Genomic DNA, 16,171 nt, shown 5'->3' with positions numbered 1-16,171 from the left:
CCCCATGCCCATTGACGAGATCGGCGAACAGAACGGTCCACCCGCGAGGCCGGTTCCCGCGGGGGAGCCCGGATCCCCCACCTGGCTGCGACGCCGGCGATTCCTCCAGGCCACCGGCGCCGGACTGCTGGCCGCCGCGCTGCCGGCGACGGGCGCGGGAATCTCGGCGGCGGCTGTCGCCGCGACAGCCGACTTCGGACCCGAACCTCCCCTGATGCACGGGTACTCGGGCCCGCAGATCAAGGCCTGGGACCCGGCCACCGACCGCTACGCCCGCTATCTGCGCTCGCGGGTCCCGCTCGCCACGCGGATCGCCCCGTTCGAGCCGGCCCAGGCCCGGCGCGGGCTCGACCCCCGCCCCAGGCTGGCCGTGCTCGCCAACGACTATCTGCAGCCAGGCTGGGAGACCGAGGGCTATCCGTACGGGCCGGGCGCCGAGGCGTACGCCCTGCGGTTCTGGCAGTACGCCGATCTCTACGCGTCCTGGCACGGGTTACCGCTCGACGGCCGGCACGACGAGGCGAACCCACCGTACGGACTGGTCAACCTGCCCAACCCCGGGTACACCGACGCGGCGCACCGCAACGGTGTCCTCAGCCTGGGCTGCTGGTTCTGGCCACGCCCGGAGAACTTCGCCGAGATCGTCGAGAAGACTCCGCAGGGCACCTTCCCCACCGCCGACAAGCTGATCGCGATGGCGGAGTACTTCGGCTTCGACGGGTACTTCATCAACCAGGAAGCGGTCATCCCGGCGGCGCAGGCGACACTCCTGATGGAGATGCTGCGCTACATGGCGCGCAAGGCTCCCGCCGGCTTCCACCTCCAGTGGTACGACTCGCTGACGGTGGACGGCCGGATCTCCTACCAGAACGAGTTCAACCGGGTGAACTCCCCCTGGGTGGGCTCCGGTTCGGACCGGATCAACACCAGCGTCTTCCTCAACTACTGGTGGAGCTCCGCGAAGATCCAGGCGTCCCGCTCCCATGCGCTCTCGCTGGGCCTCGATCCCTTCGAGGTCGTCTACGCCGGCAGCGAGATCGGCATGTACCGGTTCGCCCAGCCCTACGACCCCCGCGCGATCTTCCCCGAGGGGGCCGAGCCCCGGACGAGCTGGGCGTTCCTGGGCTCCGAGATGGTCTGGTACACGGTGGAGGGCGACAAGACCACCCTCGCCGCGCAGGCCCCCGCCTACGCTCGGGAGCGCCAGCTGTGGTCGGGCCCGGCCGAGGACCCGTCACGCTCCGGCCGTACCCGGCAGCCCGACAGCAGCCGTCCGCTCGACCCGGCGGGCTGGGACGGTACGGCCCACCACATCGTGGAGAAGTCGGCGATCGGGAAGCTGCCCTTCGCGACCCGCTTCTGCACCGGCACCGGGGAGCGGTTCTTCGTCGACGGGATACAGGTCGGCGACCGGCCCTGGTTCGACATCGGTGTGCAGGACCTGCTGCCCACCTGGCAGTGGTGGGTGCGCGACGCCGCCGGGGCCCCGAGCACCGCGGTCCGGGTGGACTACGACCACGCCATCGCCTACGACGGCGGCTCCTCGCTCCGTCTCAGCGGCGCCCTGGGCCCGTCGCAGTCGGCGACCGTACGCCTGTACAAGACCCGGCTGACGCTCGCTCCGACCACCGCCGTCACCCTTGTGCACCGGGGTGCCGCCGGCCTCACCCTGCGCGTCGGACTCGTCTTCGAGGACGCCCCGGCGCAGCCGGAGTGGCTCACCGCGGACGGCGTGGCGGGTACCGGCTGGACACGCTGGACGGGCGGCCTCGGGCAGTGGTCCGGCCGGACCGTGGCCGCCGTCGCCGTGTCCCTGGTGTCGGGCACCGCGGGAGCGCAGGGCATCGCCGTCAACCTGGGCGAGCTGCAACTGGCGGACTCCGCCCTGGAGTCCACCCCGCGCACCCCCTCGGGATTCACGGTGGACCGGGCGGTACGGGCCCAGGACGTCGCCAGTGTCTATCTGAGCTGGGACTTCGAGCCGGACGGCGTGGCCCACTACGACATCTTCCGAAGGACGGCCGGCGGCCGGAAGTGGCTGGGGCGGACCTACGACGGCGCCTACTGCCTCTGCGCACTGACGCGGGACGCGGACACCGCCACGACCCTCCTGGAGCTGGAGGCGGTGTCGGTGACGGGCCGTCGCGGTCCGGCCGCCACTACGGAGCTGAGCTGGTGAGCCGCGCCTTCGCGTCGCTCGCTCTGCTCTGCCTGCTCACCGGCTTCCTCCCGGCGGCCCACGCGACGCCGGTCGATGCGACGCCGCCCGCCGTCACCCCCCGTCCGCAGCAACTGGAACCCAACGGGGACGCCGTGGTCGTCCCGTCCCGGGTGCGGGTGGTCACGTCCGGTGCGGTCGACCGCCCGGCCCTCGACCTGGTCGTCTCCGTGCTGCGCGCGGCGGGCGCCGAGCAGATCGAGGAGGACCCCCTGCCGGCCGGACGCGGCGCGGCGGGCGAACTGACCGTGGTCGTCGGAGGGATCGACGACGCCCCGGTGGCGCGGGCACTGCGGGCGGCGGGCGGCACGGTGCCGGACGCCCTGCCCGCCGAGGGCTACGCGCTGGCCTCCCGCTCCGGCCCCGACGGCGGCTCGGTGGTCCTGGCCGGCGCGGACGGGAACGGCATGTACTACGCGGCGCAGACACTGCGTCAGCTCACCGTCGGCGCTACCGTCGCGGGAGTCTCGGTGGTCGACTATCCGCTGATGCCGCTGCGCGGCGCGATCGAGGGCTTCTACGGCAGCCCGTGGACGCATGCCGAGCGCCTCGACCAGCTCGCGTTCTACGGCGATCTGAAGATGAACACCTATCTGTACGCCCCGAAGGACGACCCCTACCACCGTGAACGCTGGCGGGATCCGTACCCGGCGGACCGGCTCGCCGAGCTGGGCGAGCTGGTGCGACAGGCCGCGGACCACCATGTGCGGTTCACGTTCGCGCTCTCGCCGGGGGTCTCCATCTGCTACAGCTCCGCCGCCGACCGGGCGGCGCTGGAGGCCAAGCTCCAGGCCGTGTACGACCTGGGGGTGCGCAGCTTCTCCGTGCCGCTGGACGACATCAGCTACACGCGGTGGAACTGCACCGGCGACCGGACGGTGTACGGGGCGCCGTCGCGGGAGTCCGCCGCCCGGGCGCAGGTGGAAATGCTGAACCGGCTGGAGCGGGACTTCCTGGCATCGCGGGAGGGGACCGAACCGCTGCAGATGGTGCCGACCGAGTACGGGGACGTCACCGAGACCGCCTACAAGAAGACCGTCCGCGAACAGCTCGACCCCGCGATCCAGGTGATGTGGACGGGCACCGACACGGTGCCGCCGCGTATCACCGTCCAGGACGCCGCGCAGGCCGCCGCGGTGTGGGGCCGCAAGGTGTTCCTGTGGGACAACTACCCGGTCAACGACTACGGCCAGGCGGAGGGGCGGCTGCTGCTCGCCCCCTACGCGGAGCGCGAACCGGGGCTGCACGGGCAGCTGTCCGGGCTGGTGCTCAACCCCATGAACCAGGCGGCGGCGAGCAAGATCGCCCTGTTCGGCGGCGCCGACTTCGCCTGGAACGACACCGGCTACGACCCTCGGCGCGCCTGGACGGCCGCCGCCGACTACCTGGCGGGAGGCGACCCGGACACGGTCTCGGCGCTGCTGGCCTTCTTCGACGTCGAGCATCTCGCACCCACCTTCGGCGCGGATCCCTGGCAGCCGCAGGCCCCCGAACTGGCCGCTCGTCTCGGGCAGTTCCGTGCCGCCTGGGACGACGGGGCCAAGCCGGACGCGCTGAACGTCCTGCTTCCCTACGCGGAGTGGCTGGCCGACGCGCCGCAGCGGATCAGGAGCGGGGTCGTGGACCGGGGCTTCGTCGCCGACTGCTCGCCCTGGCTGGACGCGCTGGGGCTGTGGGGGGCCGCGTTCGAACGGACGCTGGACGCGCTCGACGCCCGGCTGTCCGGCGACGAGCAGCGCGCCGAGCAGATGTTCGACGCGGCAGCCGAACTGGCCGGTGAGGCCGGCGCGATCGAGACCATCCCGGGCGAAACCCGCCCACAGGGGCCGGTACGGGTCGCGGACGGGGTGCTCGACGTGTTCCTCACGGAAGCCCGCTCGCTTCACTGAGCCACAGCAGCCAATACATCGGATCTATCCCTATGCATTGACGCACACCTTCCCCGTCTCTATGTTTCCTGGCGAGAAAGCTCCGATGATTCATGGCGCCCGCACCGCGCCCGCACCGAGCTCGCCTGGAGGCAACGTGTCATGTCCCTCTGCTTCCGATCCGTCCAGACGTACCGTCCTCGCCACCGGATCCGCTCTGGGTGGCGTCCTGGTGACCTCGGGCCTGGCCACCCAGGCCGCCGCGCTGCCCGCCGGCCACGACTCCGACCCCTGGCGCACCGTCCTCGATGACGCCGACCTGGTCTGGCAGCGGATGCCGACGGCCTGGTACGAAGGCCCGTTCCTCGGCAACGGACTGCTCGGCTCCGGGATCTACGCCGAGCCGGGCGCCGCGTCGACGGCCGTGCGCTTCAACGTCCAGCACTCCGAAGTGCAGGACCACCGCCCCGAGTTCGGTTCCCTCTTCGGCCTGGCCCGGCTGCCGATCGGGTACTTCACACTGGAGCCGGTGGGCGCGATCACCGGCCTCGACTGGCGACTGTCCCTGCGTGAGGCCGAGTTGACCGGCACGCTCACCACGGAGAAGGGCACCCTGTCCCTGCGCGCCCTGGTCCACAACGACCACTCGATCCTCGCCGTCGAAGTGACCGCGAGCGAGGGCGAGCGCGGCTTCCGCTGGGTGTTCCACCCCGCGGACGCCATCAGTCCGCGGGCCGCCTTCAAGCCGCTGCCGGACGGCTACCAGGGCAACCCGCCCGCCGAGGTCGCCGGCCACGACGGTGTGACCGCCGCCGTACAGCCGCTGCTGGCGGGCGGGCAGCACGTCACCGCGTGGCAGGAGCGGACCAGGGGCCGGACGCGGACGCTGTATGCGCACGTCGCCCACTCCTACCCGAAAACCACGGCTCTCGGCCGGGCGCTGAAGGCGGTCCGTGCCGCGGCCCTGCTGCCGTACTCCGCCCTGGCGGTGACCCATCGCGCATGGTGGCACGCCTACTACCGGCAGAGCTTCCTCTCCGTTCCCGACGCCCGGATCCAGCGGTTCTACTGGATCCAGCTCTACAAGACGGCCTCCGCCGCCCGCCGCGACGCCCCGGTGATGGCGACGAGCGGCCCCTGGCTGGAACCCACGCCCTGGCCCAACACCTGGTGGAACCTCAACGCACAGTTGGAGTACTGGCTCATCCACGGCTCCAACCACCTCGAACTCGACGCGATCACCCGGGCGTTGAGCGAGTTCCGGGACAACCTCGCCCAGGAGACGCCGACGCCGTACCGCGCCGACTCGCTGGGTATCCCCCGCACCACCGATCCCCACCTCGTCAACGGCGCGGCCAGCACCCTCATGGGGTACGGCGTCGGCATCCCCGGCGAGGACCCGCCGACCCCCGAAGTCGGCAATCTGACCTGGGCGTTGCACAACGTCTGGCTCAGCTACCGCCACACGATGGACAAGCGGATCCTGCGCGACGTCCTGTTCCCCCTCCTCCGCAAGGCGGTCAACTACTACCTGCACTTCCTGGAGCCCGGCCCGGACGGCAAACTCCATCTGCCCGCCACCTTCTCCCCCGAGTACGGCGGCGACTCCCGCGACTGCAACTACGACCTCATGCTGCTGACCTGGGGCTGCCGCACCCTCCTCGAATCCGCCGAACTCCTCGGAATCAAGGACGCGTTGGCGCCACGCTGGCGCGAGGTGCTGGCGAAGCGGGTGCCGTATCCGACGGACGCGAACGGTTTCATGATCGGCGCGGACATCCCCTTCGCGAAGTCCCACCGCCACTACTCCCATATGCTCGCCGTCTACCCGCTGTACGAGGTGACCGGCCGCACCCCCGAGGAACGCGCCCTGATCGAGAAGTCACTGGCGCACTGGGTGGGCTTCGAGGGCGCCCTCCAGGGATACACCTTCACGGGCGCCGCCTCGATGTCGGCGCTGCTCGGCAAGGGCGAGGACGCGCTGGGGTACCTCGGTGAGCTGATGACCCGCTTCATCCAGCCCAACACCATGTACCAGGAGTCGGGGCCGGTCATCGAGACACCCCTGTCGGCGGCGCAGTCACTGCACGACATGGTCTGCCAGTCGTGGGGCGGGGTCATCAGGGTGTTCCCCGCGCTGCCCGCGGCCTGGGCGGACCTGATGGTGCACGACTTCCGTACGCAGGGCGCCTTCCTCCTCAGCGCGCGCCGCAAGGGCGGTGCGACCCGCTGGGTGCGGCTGGTCAGCGAGGCGGGCGCCCCCTGCGTCGTACGGCACGGGATCGCGGGGCCGATCGATGTACGGGACGGGCGGGGCCGCCCCCTCCGCTACTCCGACGCCGGCGACGGCGCCGTCCACGTCACCTTGCGCAAGGGCGATTCGGTGCTGATCACGGCCAAGGGCGACCGGCCCGACCTGGCGGTCGCGCCCGTACGCCCGAACGCGGAGGCGCCCCGCTGGGGACTGCCCGGCAACTGAGCGTGCCGCCGAGGTGCGCGATTCGGGCACCTCGGCGGCACGCCACGCCGGCGTCAGGGACGGATCGTCAGCCAGTCCACGGCCGCGACCTGGTGGGCTCCCTTCGCGACGAGGTAGAGGGTGTGGATGCCCGTGACGCGATGGGGCAGGGTGACCGACTGCTCCCGCCATGTCGACGCGGAGCCCGTGGCACGCACGGGAAGGGTTGCGGCCACCGGGCCCTGCGGGGAGTCCAGGCGGAGTTGGAGTGCGCAGCCAGTGGTGCAGGTGGAGGCCAGGCGTACGGTCAGACGGCCGCCGTTCACGCTCGCCTGCCGGTAGCCGATCCGGTCGCCGGAGCCGAGCACGCCGGTGGCGGCCGTACCGAGCCGCACCCCGTACGTGGACGTGGCCTGCTCGGCCTGGAGCGTGCTGGAGGCGTCGGGGCCCTCGCCGTACAGACGCAGGTCGTTGACCACCCAGGGGACGGGACCGCTCGCGGTAAGGGTGATCCGGACGTACCGGGCCGTCCGGACCGGGAAGGCCGCGTCCTGGGTGAAGGACCGGCCGGCGACCCGGGCGACCGCCCCGCTCCATGCCTTGCCGTCCCGGCTGACGGACACCGAGAAGCCGTACGGCTGTCCGCTGGTGTCGCGTCCGGCGTCGAGGGAGAGCCGGTCGAAGGTCTTCGTCTCCCCCAGGTCGACGGTCAGTGACTGACCGGGAGCCTGTGCGGCGGCGGCCGTCCAGCGGGTGTTGATATCTCCGTCCACAGCGGCGGAGGCGTCCGTGCCGTCGCTCGCCGTGGCGGTCCAGGCACCGTGCCGGACACGCTGCTGACAGCCGGGGAGATCACAGCCGGTGGACCAGATCGGCTCACCGTCCTCGTACGCGCCGATGTCGGGCGCCGTGCCCCGGACATCCGTGGTGATCCCGTCGATCGTCTCGCCCGCGTCGATGACCGGGGATCCGGCCTTCGGCCAGAGTTCGCCGTTGACCGGGTCGGTGTAGCCGGGCTGGTCGCTGATCAGGTTGGAGCGGACCACCGGTAGCGGGTCGCCGATCTGGGTCACGCTGATCGGCTTCGGCCCGACGATGTTGCTGATGTACGAGCCGGAGGCGTCCGTCGCGCCGCTCAGCAGCACCGAGTTGCCGTTGATGCCGATGCCGTAGCTGGAGTTGTGGTCCTGGTTGGCGATGCTCGGGCCGGTGTGGCCGTTGAAGAAGGTGCCCCGACTGCCGGTGTTCCAGGCCACGTTGTGGTGCAGCAGGAAGTTCCCGGAGTAGTTGTCGACGTAGTAGCCGACCTGGCCGTCGGCGTCGTGCGAGGTGTTGTGGTCGATGGAGGTGCCGGAGCCGTTCAGGCTGCAGCACACGTAGAAGGGCGAGCCGTCGCGGGAGGTGCGCATCGCCTCGGACAGGTCGTTGTACGCGATGCGGTTGCCGTGGAACTCGGTGCCGTTGAGCTGCCAGGCCGTGTCGATGGAGGCGCGCCCGGTACGGCGGATCGTGTTGTGCGTGACCGTCTGGTCGTTGCCGTTGATCTCGATGCCGGGGGTGTAGCTGCCCATCCAGCCGACGTCGTGGATGTAGTTGTTGGTGACGGTGTTTCCGGTGCCGCGCACCAGGACGCCGTCGCCGGCGGACTGCGATATCTCGCTGTTCTTCAGGGTGTTGCCGGTCCCGAGGATCTGCACGCCGGAGTCGAGGATGCGGGAGGCGACGATGTGCCCCTCGGTCGGCGGGATCGCGAGGTCGCTGTCCGGCGGCATGGGGAGGGTGGAGAACTCGGAGATATAGGTGGCGTGCAGGCCGTCGACGACAACTCCCGTGCTCGACTTGCCCGTTCGCAGGGACGTACCCCACAGGTTCAGGCCGCGCACGGTGACGTACGAGCTGTCGGTGAGGTCGACGCCCCACAGGCGGTGCTTGGCGGTCACCGTGTGGCCGGCCATGCCGCCCTTCGGGGGCACCATGTACAGCCGGTGCGCGGCCTCGTCGTAGTACCACTCCCCCGGCTGGTCGAGGGCGGCCTTGGAGTCCACGAGGTAGTAGTTGCGGTAGTTCTGGTTGCCCATGCACAGCGGCGGACAGCGGTAGTTGCCGCCCTTGAAGTCCAGCTTGCCGGGTGAGCCGGCGGTGACCGTGCCGGTCTGCTGGGCCCAGGGGTTGGAGCCCGCCCACAGATGCACGGTCGCGCCGGTCCAGTCGGCGTCGGGCAGATCGGTGTCGTCGATGTGCTGGTCGGTGGAGGTGGGATCGGCCTCGGCCCAGGTGGTGTTCAGCGGGTCGGAGCCGGAGTTGGGCCAACGGCCTTCCGCTGCACGGGAGTTGTCCAGGAACACCGCGTTGAAGTCGGGGTCGGGCGGGAGGTTGGTGTCGGCGGCGACCAGTCCGTCGCCGGCGTCCTTCCAGCCCGTCACCCGCTCGGTGCCGTCGACGGTCACCGGGCCGTCACCGTAGGCGGCGAGGGTGATCGGGGCGCCCGCCGTCCCCGAGGGCGGGGTCAGCTGCTCGCGGTAGGTGCCGCGGTGGATCAGGCAGGTGTCGCCGGGGCGGACGCGGTCGAGGCAGGCGCCGATGGTCCGCAGGGGGGCGGCCTGGGTGCCGCGTGCGTGGTCGCTGCCCCAGGGGGCGACCTCATAGGTTCGGCCGGCGCCCGCGGCCTGCGCCTGCACCGGGAGCGCCAGCAGCGCTGTCACGGCGGCCAGTACGGACAGGTGTTTCAGTCTCATGTCCCGTCTCCAAGTGTCGGGGGTCGTCGCCAGGCCGCCTCGGCCTCGGGACCGTTGCGGGTGCCGAGCACCGCGGACCTCAACCAGTGCTCCCCTGGCGGGAGTTGACCGGTCAGCATGGGCAGTGCGGTGCGCCGCGCGAGGACGTTCGTGCCGGGCAGACAGTCGATGACCTCGCCCTCGCGCAGACCGTCGAGGTCCCGTACGCCGGTGAAGCCCGTCGGCGCGGACGCCCACGCGTATCCGGTGCCGGTCTCGCGGTCCGTACCCGCGTCGCGGTCGACCGCGAAGGCGCCCTCCGCCGTGTGCAGCGCACGCGCGGTGCGGATGCGGTGTCTGCGCAGGTGCCAGGGCGGTGCGGCGGTCAGCCAGGTGGTGATCTCCACGTCGGGCCAGGGCCGCCAGCTGCTGCGCACCGTGTCAGCCGTGACGTGGGGGTCCATGGGCTCCTCGCGGACGCGGTAGTGCGCGCCGCCGTCGTCGCTGAGGGCGAGCATGGAGTCGTACGCACCCTGCTCCAGGCCGAGCCGTCCGTTCGGGAGGCTGAAGCCGAAGCGTGAGGAGTAGGCGAACTTGGCGTACTTCTCCGCGCCGTGCCGTACCCAGGCGTGGTGCTGCCGTCCGGCGAGCAGGGTCACGTCTCCGTCCGTGCGCATCAGCACGGCACCGGGGTGCGACTGCGCGCTGACGGCGGGCAGTTCGGGGGCCGGCTCCTCCTGAGCGGTCCAGAAGGGATGCTCGGCGGGCAGCGCCAGCGGCAGGAACGCCTTCAGGGACCAGTACGGCGACCCCGGCGCGTTGTACTGCTCGGCCAGCGCGGGCTGCGGATAGCCGTAGCCGATGGACAGCAGTCCGTCGGGGCCGGTCACCGGACGCCCCTGCCACCAGCGCAGATGCCGCAGCAGATATCCCTTGACCTCGCCCCACGGCAGCACGTCGACCCCGGCGAAGGGCAACGCGCCCCAGAAGGCGGCCTGCGCCCAGCGATAGGTGAGGCTGCGGCCGTAGGGGACGGCGGCGCCGTCGTCGGCGAACCAGTGCCGGAAGTCGAGCGCGAAACGGGCCGCGCGCTCGCGGAAGTGGTCGCCCTTTCCCGTGAGCCGGGCGTACAGCAGGCCGTAGAAGTGCATCGCCCAGGGCACGTAGTAGTCGCGGCGTTCGGTCGGTCCGTCGGAGTACCAGCCGTCGCCGAGCCAGAAGGTCTCCAGGCGGGCGAGGCGGGCGGCGATCGGCTCATGGTCGTACGCCACCCCCACCCGGTCCAGGCCGAGGCCGATCAGCACCGGGAAGAAGTGCCAGTTGTTGTCCGCCGTTTCGCGCGGTAGCGCGCTCAGCAGCCAGCGGGCGAGGCGGTCGCGTTCGGGGCCGGTGAGCGGGTCCCAGAACGTTTCGGGTGCCAGCGCGAGGGCGAAGCCGATCGCGGCCATCTCGACGATCCGCTGGTCGCGGTCGCCGGGTTCGCCCCAGTACTCGGGGTGGCCGGGATCGGATCCCGCGGCCAGTCCGCGCTGCCAGAGTTCCGCGTGCGGGACCTCGCCCTTGCCGGCGGCGAGCGGGGCCAGGCCCCACAACGGGCGGGCGAAGGACTCCAGTTCGGCGGCGGTGTCGTCGTGGATGGCGGTGTTGACGCCGAGTCGCACCCGGGCCCGGCCCGCGCTGAAGTGCGGTACGACGGGGGCCGCCAACCGCCCTACCTCTTGCTGGAGTTGATTTCTCATCAGCCTTTCTCCGCTCCGGCCAGCAGGCCCGTCCGCAGGAAGCGCTGGGCGAGCACGAACCCGACGAGCAGGGGCGCGCACGCCACCAGACCGGCGAGCGCGGCCTCCGGCTGATGGATGTCGAGGTCGGCGAAGCCGCTGGAGTTGTTGACCGCGCCGGTGGACTGGAGCAGGGACATCAGGCCGAGTTGGAGGGTGAAGGTGCGGTCGTCGGAGAGCATGACGAAGGGGAGGAAGAAGTCGGTCCAGCAGCGGACGAACCCGAAGAAGGCGATGAGGGCTATCGCCGGGCGGGCCAGGGGCACCGCCACCGACCAGAACAACCGCAGTTCGCTCGCGCCGTCGACGCGTCCGGCGTCCAGCAGGCTGTCCGGCAGGTTGGCCTGGAAGTGCAGGAACGCGAGGTAGACGCCGAAGGGGTAGAAGGAGAGCGGCAGGATCACCGACCACACCGTGCCGGTGAGGTTGACCGCCGACATCTCCAGGTACAGGGGCAGGACCAGGGCGGCCGGGGGCAGGATCATCGTCACGACGGAGAGCGTGAGCAGCGTCCGGCGGCCCGCGAAGTCGTGCTTGGCCAGCACATAGCCGGCGGGTACGCACAGCAGCAGGGCGAGGGCGACGCTCGCCGAGGCGTAGATGACGGAGTTGCCGATCCACAGGGTGATCTCGCCGTCGTTGTACGACATCAGGTGCGACCAGGCGTCGGTGACGTTGCCGAGCGCGCCGAAGCCGAGCGGTGAGCCGGTCGTCAGGTCGTCGGCGGTGCGGGTGGGCGCGAGCAGGAGCCAGAGCAGGGGAAGTCCGAAGAAGGCGGCGGCGCCGAGCAAAAACAGGGCGCGGGCGCCGCGGGACAGAACGGTCATCGCTTCACTCACCGGGTGTCCGTGGCGTACATACGGGTGCGGGTGATCACGATCCAGGCGGCCAGCAGTCCGACCGCGAGCATGGCCAGCGACAGCGCGGCTGCTTTGCCGAAGTCGCCGTCCTGGGTGGCGTAGACGTAGGCGAGCTGGTTGACGGACCAGGTGGGGCTGATCTGGCCGGGGGCGCCGGTGCCGAGCACGGTGGGTTCGACGAAGACCTGGCTGCCGGAGGCGAAGCTGGAGATCAGGACGAAGGCGACGTAGGTGCGGACCATGGGCAGTTTGACGTGCCACATGGTGCGCCAGGCCGACGCGCCGTCGACCTGGGCCGCCTCCAGGACGTCCTTGGGGAGCGCGGTGAGCGCCCCGTACAGGACGACGATCCAGCCGCCCGCGTGCACGGCGACGCCCATCACGGCGAGGACGGCGATGAGGCTGCCGCCCGAGAGCGCGTCCGTGGCGCTCTTGACGTGCAGGAGTTTCAGCAGCGGTCCGAACGGGCTGTTGCCCGGGCTGACCATGAACAGCCACAGCAGGGCCGCCGCCGAGCCGGTGACCGCGCCCGGCAGGTAGTAGACGAGCTGGAAGGCGCCGGACACCCGGCCCGGCCTGGCGTGCAGGGTGAAGGCGAGCGAGAGGACGGTGAGCAGCAGGACCGGCAGCCACAGCAGGAGGTACAGGGTGACGTTCTGCGCCGCCTCGCCGAGCCGGTAGTCGTCGAAGACGGCCGTCCAGTTGCGCGCGCCGGAGAAGGAACCGTCGTGGACGAAGGAGGTCCACAGGGCGTATCCGGCGGGCGCCAGCCCGAACACCGCGAGGAACACGGTGTACGGGCCGACGAGGATCCATACGGCGGTGGTGCGGCCCCGCTGTCTGCGGCGCCGGGGTACGGCCGGGGCCTCGGTGGCGGGCACGGGTGGCCGGGTGGGGGTGAGTGTCATGGCCCGACCGTGTAGTCGCTGGTCCCGGCCGCCGCCTCCAGCTTGTCCTGCCAGCTGGTGAGCGCCTTCTTGAGATCGCCGCCGGAGTCGGCCGCCTTGCCGACGGTGTCGTTGAAGGTGGTCTGCCAGTCGGCCTCGAAGCGGACGGCGCCGAAGCCGGGGCGCAGCGCGTTCGCCGCCGCGCTGAGGGCGGGCATCGGGTCGGAGGCGTAGTAGGGGTCCTTGGACTTGGTCTCGCCCCACTTCTGGGCGGCTGCCGTGAACGCGGGATAGGTGGGCTGTGCGGCCTGCAGGGTGACGTCGGTGGTCATCCAGCGGACCAGGTCCACCGCGTCCTTCGTACGGTCGCCCGCGTGCGCGGAGACGAGGAAGGCGCCGCCGCCGACCTGGCCGGCGTAGGACCTGGTCTCGCCGGGCCAGGTGGGCATGGGGGCCGCGGCGATCCGTCCCTTCGGGATCTTGAAGGCGGGGCCGAACATGAAGTCGCCGAACCAGGCGGGCCCCGGCAGCATGAGGATCTTGTTCTCGGTGCCGAGCCTGGCGAAGGCGGGGTCGGTGGGTACGACCATGGTGACCGCCTTGGCCTTTGCCATGGGCTGGAGGAGGTCGGCGACCCGGGTGCAGCTCGGCTGGGTGAGGTCGATGTGGACCTTGGTGAGGCTGAGCGTGTCGCGGGTGGGGCAGCCGCTGCTGCCGAAGTAGACGCCCGCGCCGTACTTGCCGTTGACCGCTCCGACGACGGTGCCGGAGTGCTCCTCGGCCGCCTTCAGGCCGACCTGCTGGTACTCGGCCCAGGTCTTGGGGACGTCGTAGCCGTACTGCTCCATGAGCTTCGCGTCGTACCAGAGCACCGTGGGCGCGATGTCGTTGCGCAGGCAGTACGTCCTGCCGCCGAAGGTGCAGGTGTCGAGGGAGCCGGGGGCGAATCCGTCGCGGACGGACTTCGGGACGAGGTCGTCGAGCGGGGCGGCGTAGCCGAACCTGTCGCTCGCGAGGGTCGCCGCCTCGGCCGGGTTGGCGAGGAAGACGACGTCGGGCCAGCCGCTCTTGGTGCGGTTGGCGAGCGAGACCTTGGTGGGGACGTAGCCCGCGTCGGGCGGGATGGTGACGATGCGCATCTTCACGTCGGGATGCGCCTTCTTGTACTGCTGGGCCGCCGGTGTACGGGTGTTGTCCACCCACACCAGCAACTCGCCCTTGTCACCTCCCGAGTTGCCGCCGCCTCCGGTGCCACCGCAGCCGGCCAGTAAAAGCGCCGCGGTGGCGGTGGCCAGCGTTGCGGTGCGCCAACTCCGGACCGGACGCCATCTCTTCATGGACAACCACCTGCCACCTCTACGCTGGAGGGTTGGATTGCGATAGTTTTCGCAATCTGCGGCCGCTCCGAAACGTAGGAGATTCATCCGATGACGTCAACAGTCGGGACAGGATCCGGTGATGCCCGGCGGCGTACGCTGGCCGAAATCGCCGAGGAGGCGGGGGTTTCCGTCTCCACCATCTCCAAGGTGCTGCACGATAGATCCGATGTATCTGCCGGGACGAGGGCCAAGGTGCAGCGCCTGCTGGAGAAGCACGGCTATCTCGCACGGCAGCGTGCCTCGGCCACCGCGGCACCGCCGGGCGGGCTGATCGACCTGGTCATCAACGAGTTGGACAGCCCGTGGGCGGTGGAGCTGATCCGTGGCGCGGAGGATGTGCTGCACGAGGCGGGCATGGGGCTGGTCGTCTCGGCGACGCACGGCCGGCAGAAGCGGGCGCGTCAGTGGCTCGACTCGCTGGCCACGCGTCCCACCCGCGGCGCGATCCTGGTCGTGCCCGAACTCACCCCCGAGCAGCAGGGGGACCTCGCCGGCCTCGGCATTCCGTACGCCCTCGTCGCGCCGATCGACGAACCGGCACCCGGCATCCCCTGGGTGGGCGCGACCAACTGGCCCGGCGGGCTGGCCGCGACCCGTCACCTCGTCGAGCTCGGCCACCGGCGCATCGCCGTGATCAGCGGCCCGGAGCGGCGGCTGACCTCACGCGCCCGGGTGGACGGCTACCGCTCGGCGCTGACGGAGGCCGGGCTCCCCTTCGACCCCGGACTGGTCCGCTACGGCGACTTCACCCACGCACTCGCCCATCGGCACGCCCTGGATCTGCTGGCGTTGCCCGACCGCCCCACGGCGGTCTTCGCGGGGAGCGACCACCAGGCGCTGGGCACCTACCGCGCGGCGGCCGAACTGGGACTGCGCATCCCCCACGATGTCAGTGTGGTCGGCTTCGACGACCTGCCGTTCGCGGACTGGGTGACCCCACGGCTGACGACCATCCGCACTCCGCTCGCCGACATGACCGCGCTCGCCGCCCGCATGGTGCTGCGGCTGCTGTCGGGGCAGGAGCCGGAGACGAGGCGGGTGGAGGTGGCCACGGAACTGGTCGTGCGCGAGAGCAGCGGACCTCCGGGGGTCTGAACCCCCGGTGTGGCTCAGCCCTCCAGGCGGGTGCCGTTGACGGCCACGCGGCGGCCGTGGCGGGTGTGGGGGAAGTAGTCCCACACGGCGTGGTGCTGCACGCTGCGGTTGTCCCAGCACACGAGGGTGCGCGGCTGCCAGTGGACACGGCAGTGCAGCAGCGGGGTCCGGGCGATGTGCGCGTACAGCATGGCGAGCAGGGCGTCGCTCTCGGCGCGGGACAACTGGGTGATGTGCGAGGTGTAGGGGGCGTTGACGAACAGCAGCTTGCGGCCCGTCTCCGGGTGCCGGACGACGACGGGGTGTTCGGTGCGCGGGATGTCGTACTCGGGCGGCGGGGTCTGCCCGGCGGCGCTCCAGGGCAGGGCCCCGTCGTGCAGTGCGGTCAGTCCGTCGAGGAACTCCCTCATGGACGGCGAGAGCAGCTCGTAGGCGAGATGCATGTTGGCGAACAGGGTGTCGCCGCCGCCGTCTTCGGGAACCGTCGTGAGGTGCAGCAGCGACCCGAGGGAGGGCTCGGCGTCCGCCGTACCGTCGGCGTGCCAGCCGTTGCCCGCGACATCCCGGGATTCCTCGGTCGCCTTGATCTCCAGGATGTAGGGGTCGGATCCCTCGGCCGGAAGCGCGACGGGGTGCAGCTCGCCGAAGACGCCCGCGAACCTCTTGTGCTGCTCGGGGGTGATGTCCTGGTCGCGGAAGACCAGGACGTGGTGCGTGTGGAACGCGTGCTTGAGTTCCTTCTCCTGTCGGGGGGTCAGTTCCTGCGACAGGTCGAGCCCCGAGACCTCCGCGCCCAGCAGCGGGGTGAGCGGGGTGACGGAGAGAGTGTCGTACGGCTCGGCGGGCCGGGTGGTCAGCCGCGCGACTGCCTGCCGTGCGTGGTCCTCCATGGGAAACCTCCGTGAGGTGGAAAG

The 16,171-nt window shown here is 71.0% G+C and carries 10 protein-coding genes; 4 read left to right on the top strand and 6 right to left on the bottom strand.

Going from position 1 to position 16,171, the window contains the following annotated elements; all coding sequences use genetic code 11:
• Nucleotides 1-4 precede the first annotated feature (4 nt).
• From ACFPIH_RS31585 to ACFPIH_RS31575, 3 genes are all read left to right on the top strand, one after another.
• Nucleotides 5-2,179: an endo-beta-N-acetylglucosaminidase gene (locus ACFPIH_RS31585; RefSeq protein WP_381176023.1), complete on the top strand. Its 2,175-nt coding sequence runs from the start codon at nucleotides 5-7 to the stop codon at nucleotides 2,177-2,179.
• Complete coding sequence (locus ACFPIH_RS31580; protein ID WP_381176020.1) at nucleotides 2,176-4,107, top strand: beta-N-acetylglucosaminidase domain-containing protein; 1,932 nt, start codon at nucleotides 2,176-2,178, stop codon at nucleotides 4,105-4,107. Before ACFPIH_RS31585 ends, ACFPIH_RS31580 begins: the two co-directional genes overlap by 4 nt.
• Nucleotides 4,108-4,420: 313 nt before the next feature.
• Nucleotides 4,421-6,565, top strand: a complete 2,145-nt coding sequence (locus ACFPIH_RS31575; protein ID WP_385877961.1) for a glycosyl hydrolase family 95 catalytic domain-containing protein — start codon at nucleotides 4,421-4,423, stop codon at nucleotides 6,563-6,565.
• Nucleotides 6,566-6,618: 53 nt separating this feature from the next.
• Here the strand turns inward: ACFPIH_RS31575 and ACFPIH_RS31570 are convergent, their stop codons facing one another.
• From ACFPIH_RS31570 to ACFPIH_RS31550, 5 genes are read right to left on the bottom strand one after another with little or no spacing between them, the layout of a single operon-like run.
• The gene (locus tag ACFPIH_RS31570; protein WP_381176014.1) at nucleotides 6,619-9,279 is read right to left on the bottom strand and encodes a discoidin domain-containing protein; all 2,661 of its coding nucleotides are present in this window, start codon (nucleotides 9,277-9,279) and stop codon (nucleotides 6,619-6,621) included.
• Nucleotides 9,276-10,997, bottom strand: coding sequence for a DUF2264 domain-containing protein (locus ACFPIH_RS31565; protein ID WP_381176011.1), 1,722 nt, complete (start codon nucleotides 10,995-10,997; stop codon nucleotides 9,276-9,278). Before ACFPIH_RS31565 ends, ACFPIH_RS31570 begins: the two co-directional genes overlap by 4 nt.
• On the bottom strand, nucleotides 10,997-11,863 hold the full coding sequence (locus ACFPIH_RS31560; RefSeq protein ID WP_381176008.1) for a carbohydrate ABC transporter permease: 867 nt from the start codon (nucleotides 11,861-11,863) through the stop codon (nucleotides 10,997-10,999). Before ACFPIH_RS31560 ends, ACFPIH_RS31565 begins: the two co-directional genes overlap by 1 nt.
• 8 nt (nucleotides 11,864-11,871) lie before the next feature.
• Nucleotides 11,872-12,804: a carbohydrate ABC transporter permease gene (locus tag ACFPIH_RS31555; RefSeq protein ID WP_381176005.1), complete on the bottom strand. Its 933-nt coding sequence runs from the start codon at nucleotides 12,802-12,804 to the stop codon at nucleotides 11,872-11,874.
• The gene (locus tag ACFPIH_RS31550; protein ID WP_381176002.1) at nucleotides 12,801-14,120 is read right to left on the bottom strand and encodes an ABC transporter substrate-binding protein; all 1,320 of its coding nucleotides are present in this window, start codon (nucleotides 14,118-14,120) and stop codon (nucleotides 12,801-12,803) included. Before ACFPIH_RS31550 ends, ACFPIH_RS31555 begins: the two co-directional genes overlap by 4 nt.
• Before the next feature lie 90 nt (nucleotides 14,121-14,210).
• Here ACFPIH_RS31550 and ACFPIH_RS31545 point away from each other — a divergent pair, with 90 nt between their 5' ends.
• Entirely contained in the window at nucleotides 14,211-15,257 is a 1,047-nt protein-coding gene (locus ACFPIH_RS31545) for a LacI family DNA-binding transcriptional regulator (RefSeq protein ID WP_381175999.1), read from the top strand.
• Nucleotides 15,258-15,271: 14 nt separating this feature from the next.
• Here ACFPIH_RS31545 and ACFPIH_RS31540 read toward each other — a convergent pair whose 3' ends face one another.
• Nucleotides 15,272-16,147 carry a TauD/TfdA dioxygenase family protein gene (locus ACFPIH_RS31540; protein WP_381175997.1) on the bottom strand — a complete coding sequence of 292 codons (876 nt, stop codon included), beginning with the start codon at nucleotides 16,145-16,147 and terminating at the stop codon, nucleotides 15,272-15,274.
• Nucleotides 16,148-16,171: the final 24 nt, after the last annotated feature.

It is taken from the genome of Streptomyces vulcanius, from assembly GCF_042653945.1.
GTDB classification, from domain to species: domain Bacteria; phylum Actinomycetota; class Actinomycetes; order Streptomycetales; family Streptomycetaceae; genus Streptomyces; species Streptomyces mangrovi.
Note: the sequence above shows the minus strand (reverse complement) of the source record. Positions and strands in the feature narration are given on the sequence as shown.

Excerpts from the sequence above, each read along its gene's own strand:
- ACFPIH_RS31585 (WP_381176023.1), top strand. The coding sequence starts at position 5 with ATGCCCATTGACGAGATCGGCGAACAGAACGGTCCACCCGCGAGGCCG.
- ACFPIH_RS31575 (WP_385877961.1), top strand. The coding sequence starts at position 4,421 with ATGCCGACGGCCTGGTACGAAGGCCCGTTCCTCGGCAACGGACTGCTC.
- ACFPIH_RS31570 (WP_381176014.1), bottom strand. The coding sequence starts at position 9,279 with ATGAGACTGAAACACCTGTCCGTACTGGCCGCCGTGACAGCGCTGCTG.
- ACFPIH_RS31565 (WP_381176011.1), bottom strand. The coding sequence starts at position 10,997 with ATGAGAAATCAACTCCAGCAAGAGGTAGGGCGGTTGGCGGCCCCCGTC.
- ACFPIH_RS31560 (WP_381176008.1), bottom strand. The coding sequence starts at position 11,863 with ATGACCGTTCTGTCCCGCGGCGCCCGCGCCCTGTTTTTGCTCGGCGCC.
- ACFPIH_RS31555 (WP_381176005.1), bottom strand. The coding sequence starts at position 12,804 with ATGACACTCACCCCCACCCGGCCACCCGTGCCCGCCACCGAGGCCCCG.
- ACFPIH_RS31550 (WP_381176002.1), bottom strand. The coding sequence starts at position 14,120 with ATGAAGAGATGGCGTCCGGTCCGGAGTTGGCGCACCGCAACGCTGGCC.
- ACFPIH_RS31545 (WP_381175999.1), top strand. The coding sequence starts at position 14,211 with ATGACGTCAACAGTCGGGACAGGATCCGGTGATGCCCGGCGGCGTACG.
- ACFPIH_RS31540 (WP_381175997.1), bottom strand. The coding sequence starts at position 16,147 with ATGGAGGACCACGCACGGCAGGCAGTCGCGCGGCTGACCACCCGGCCC.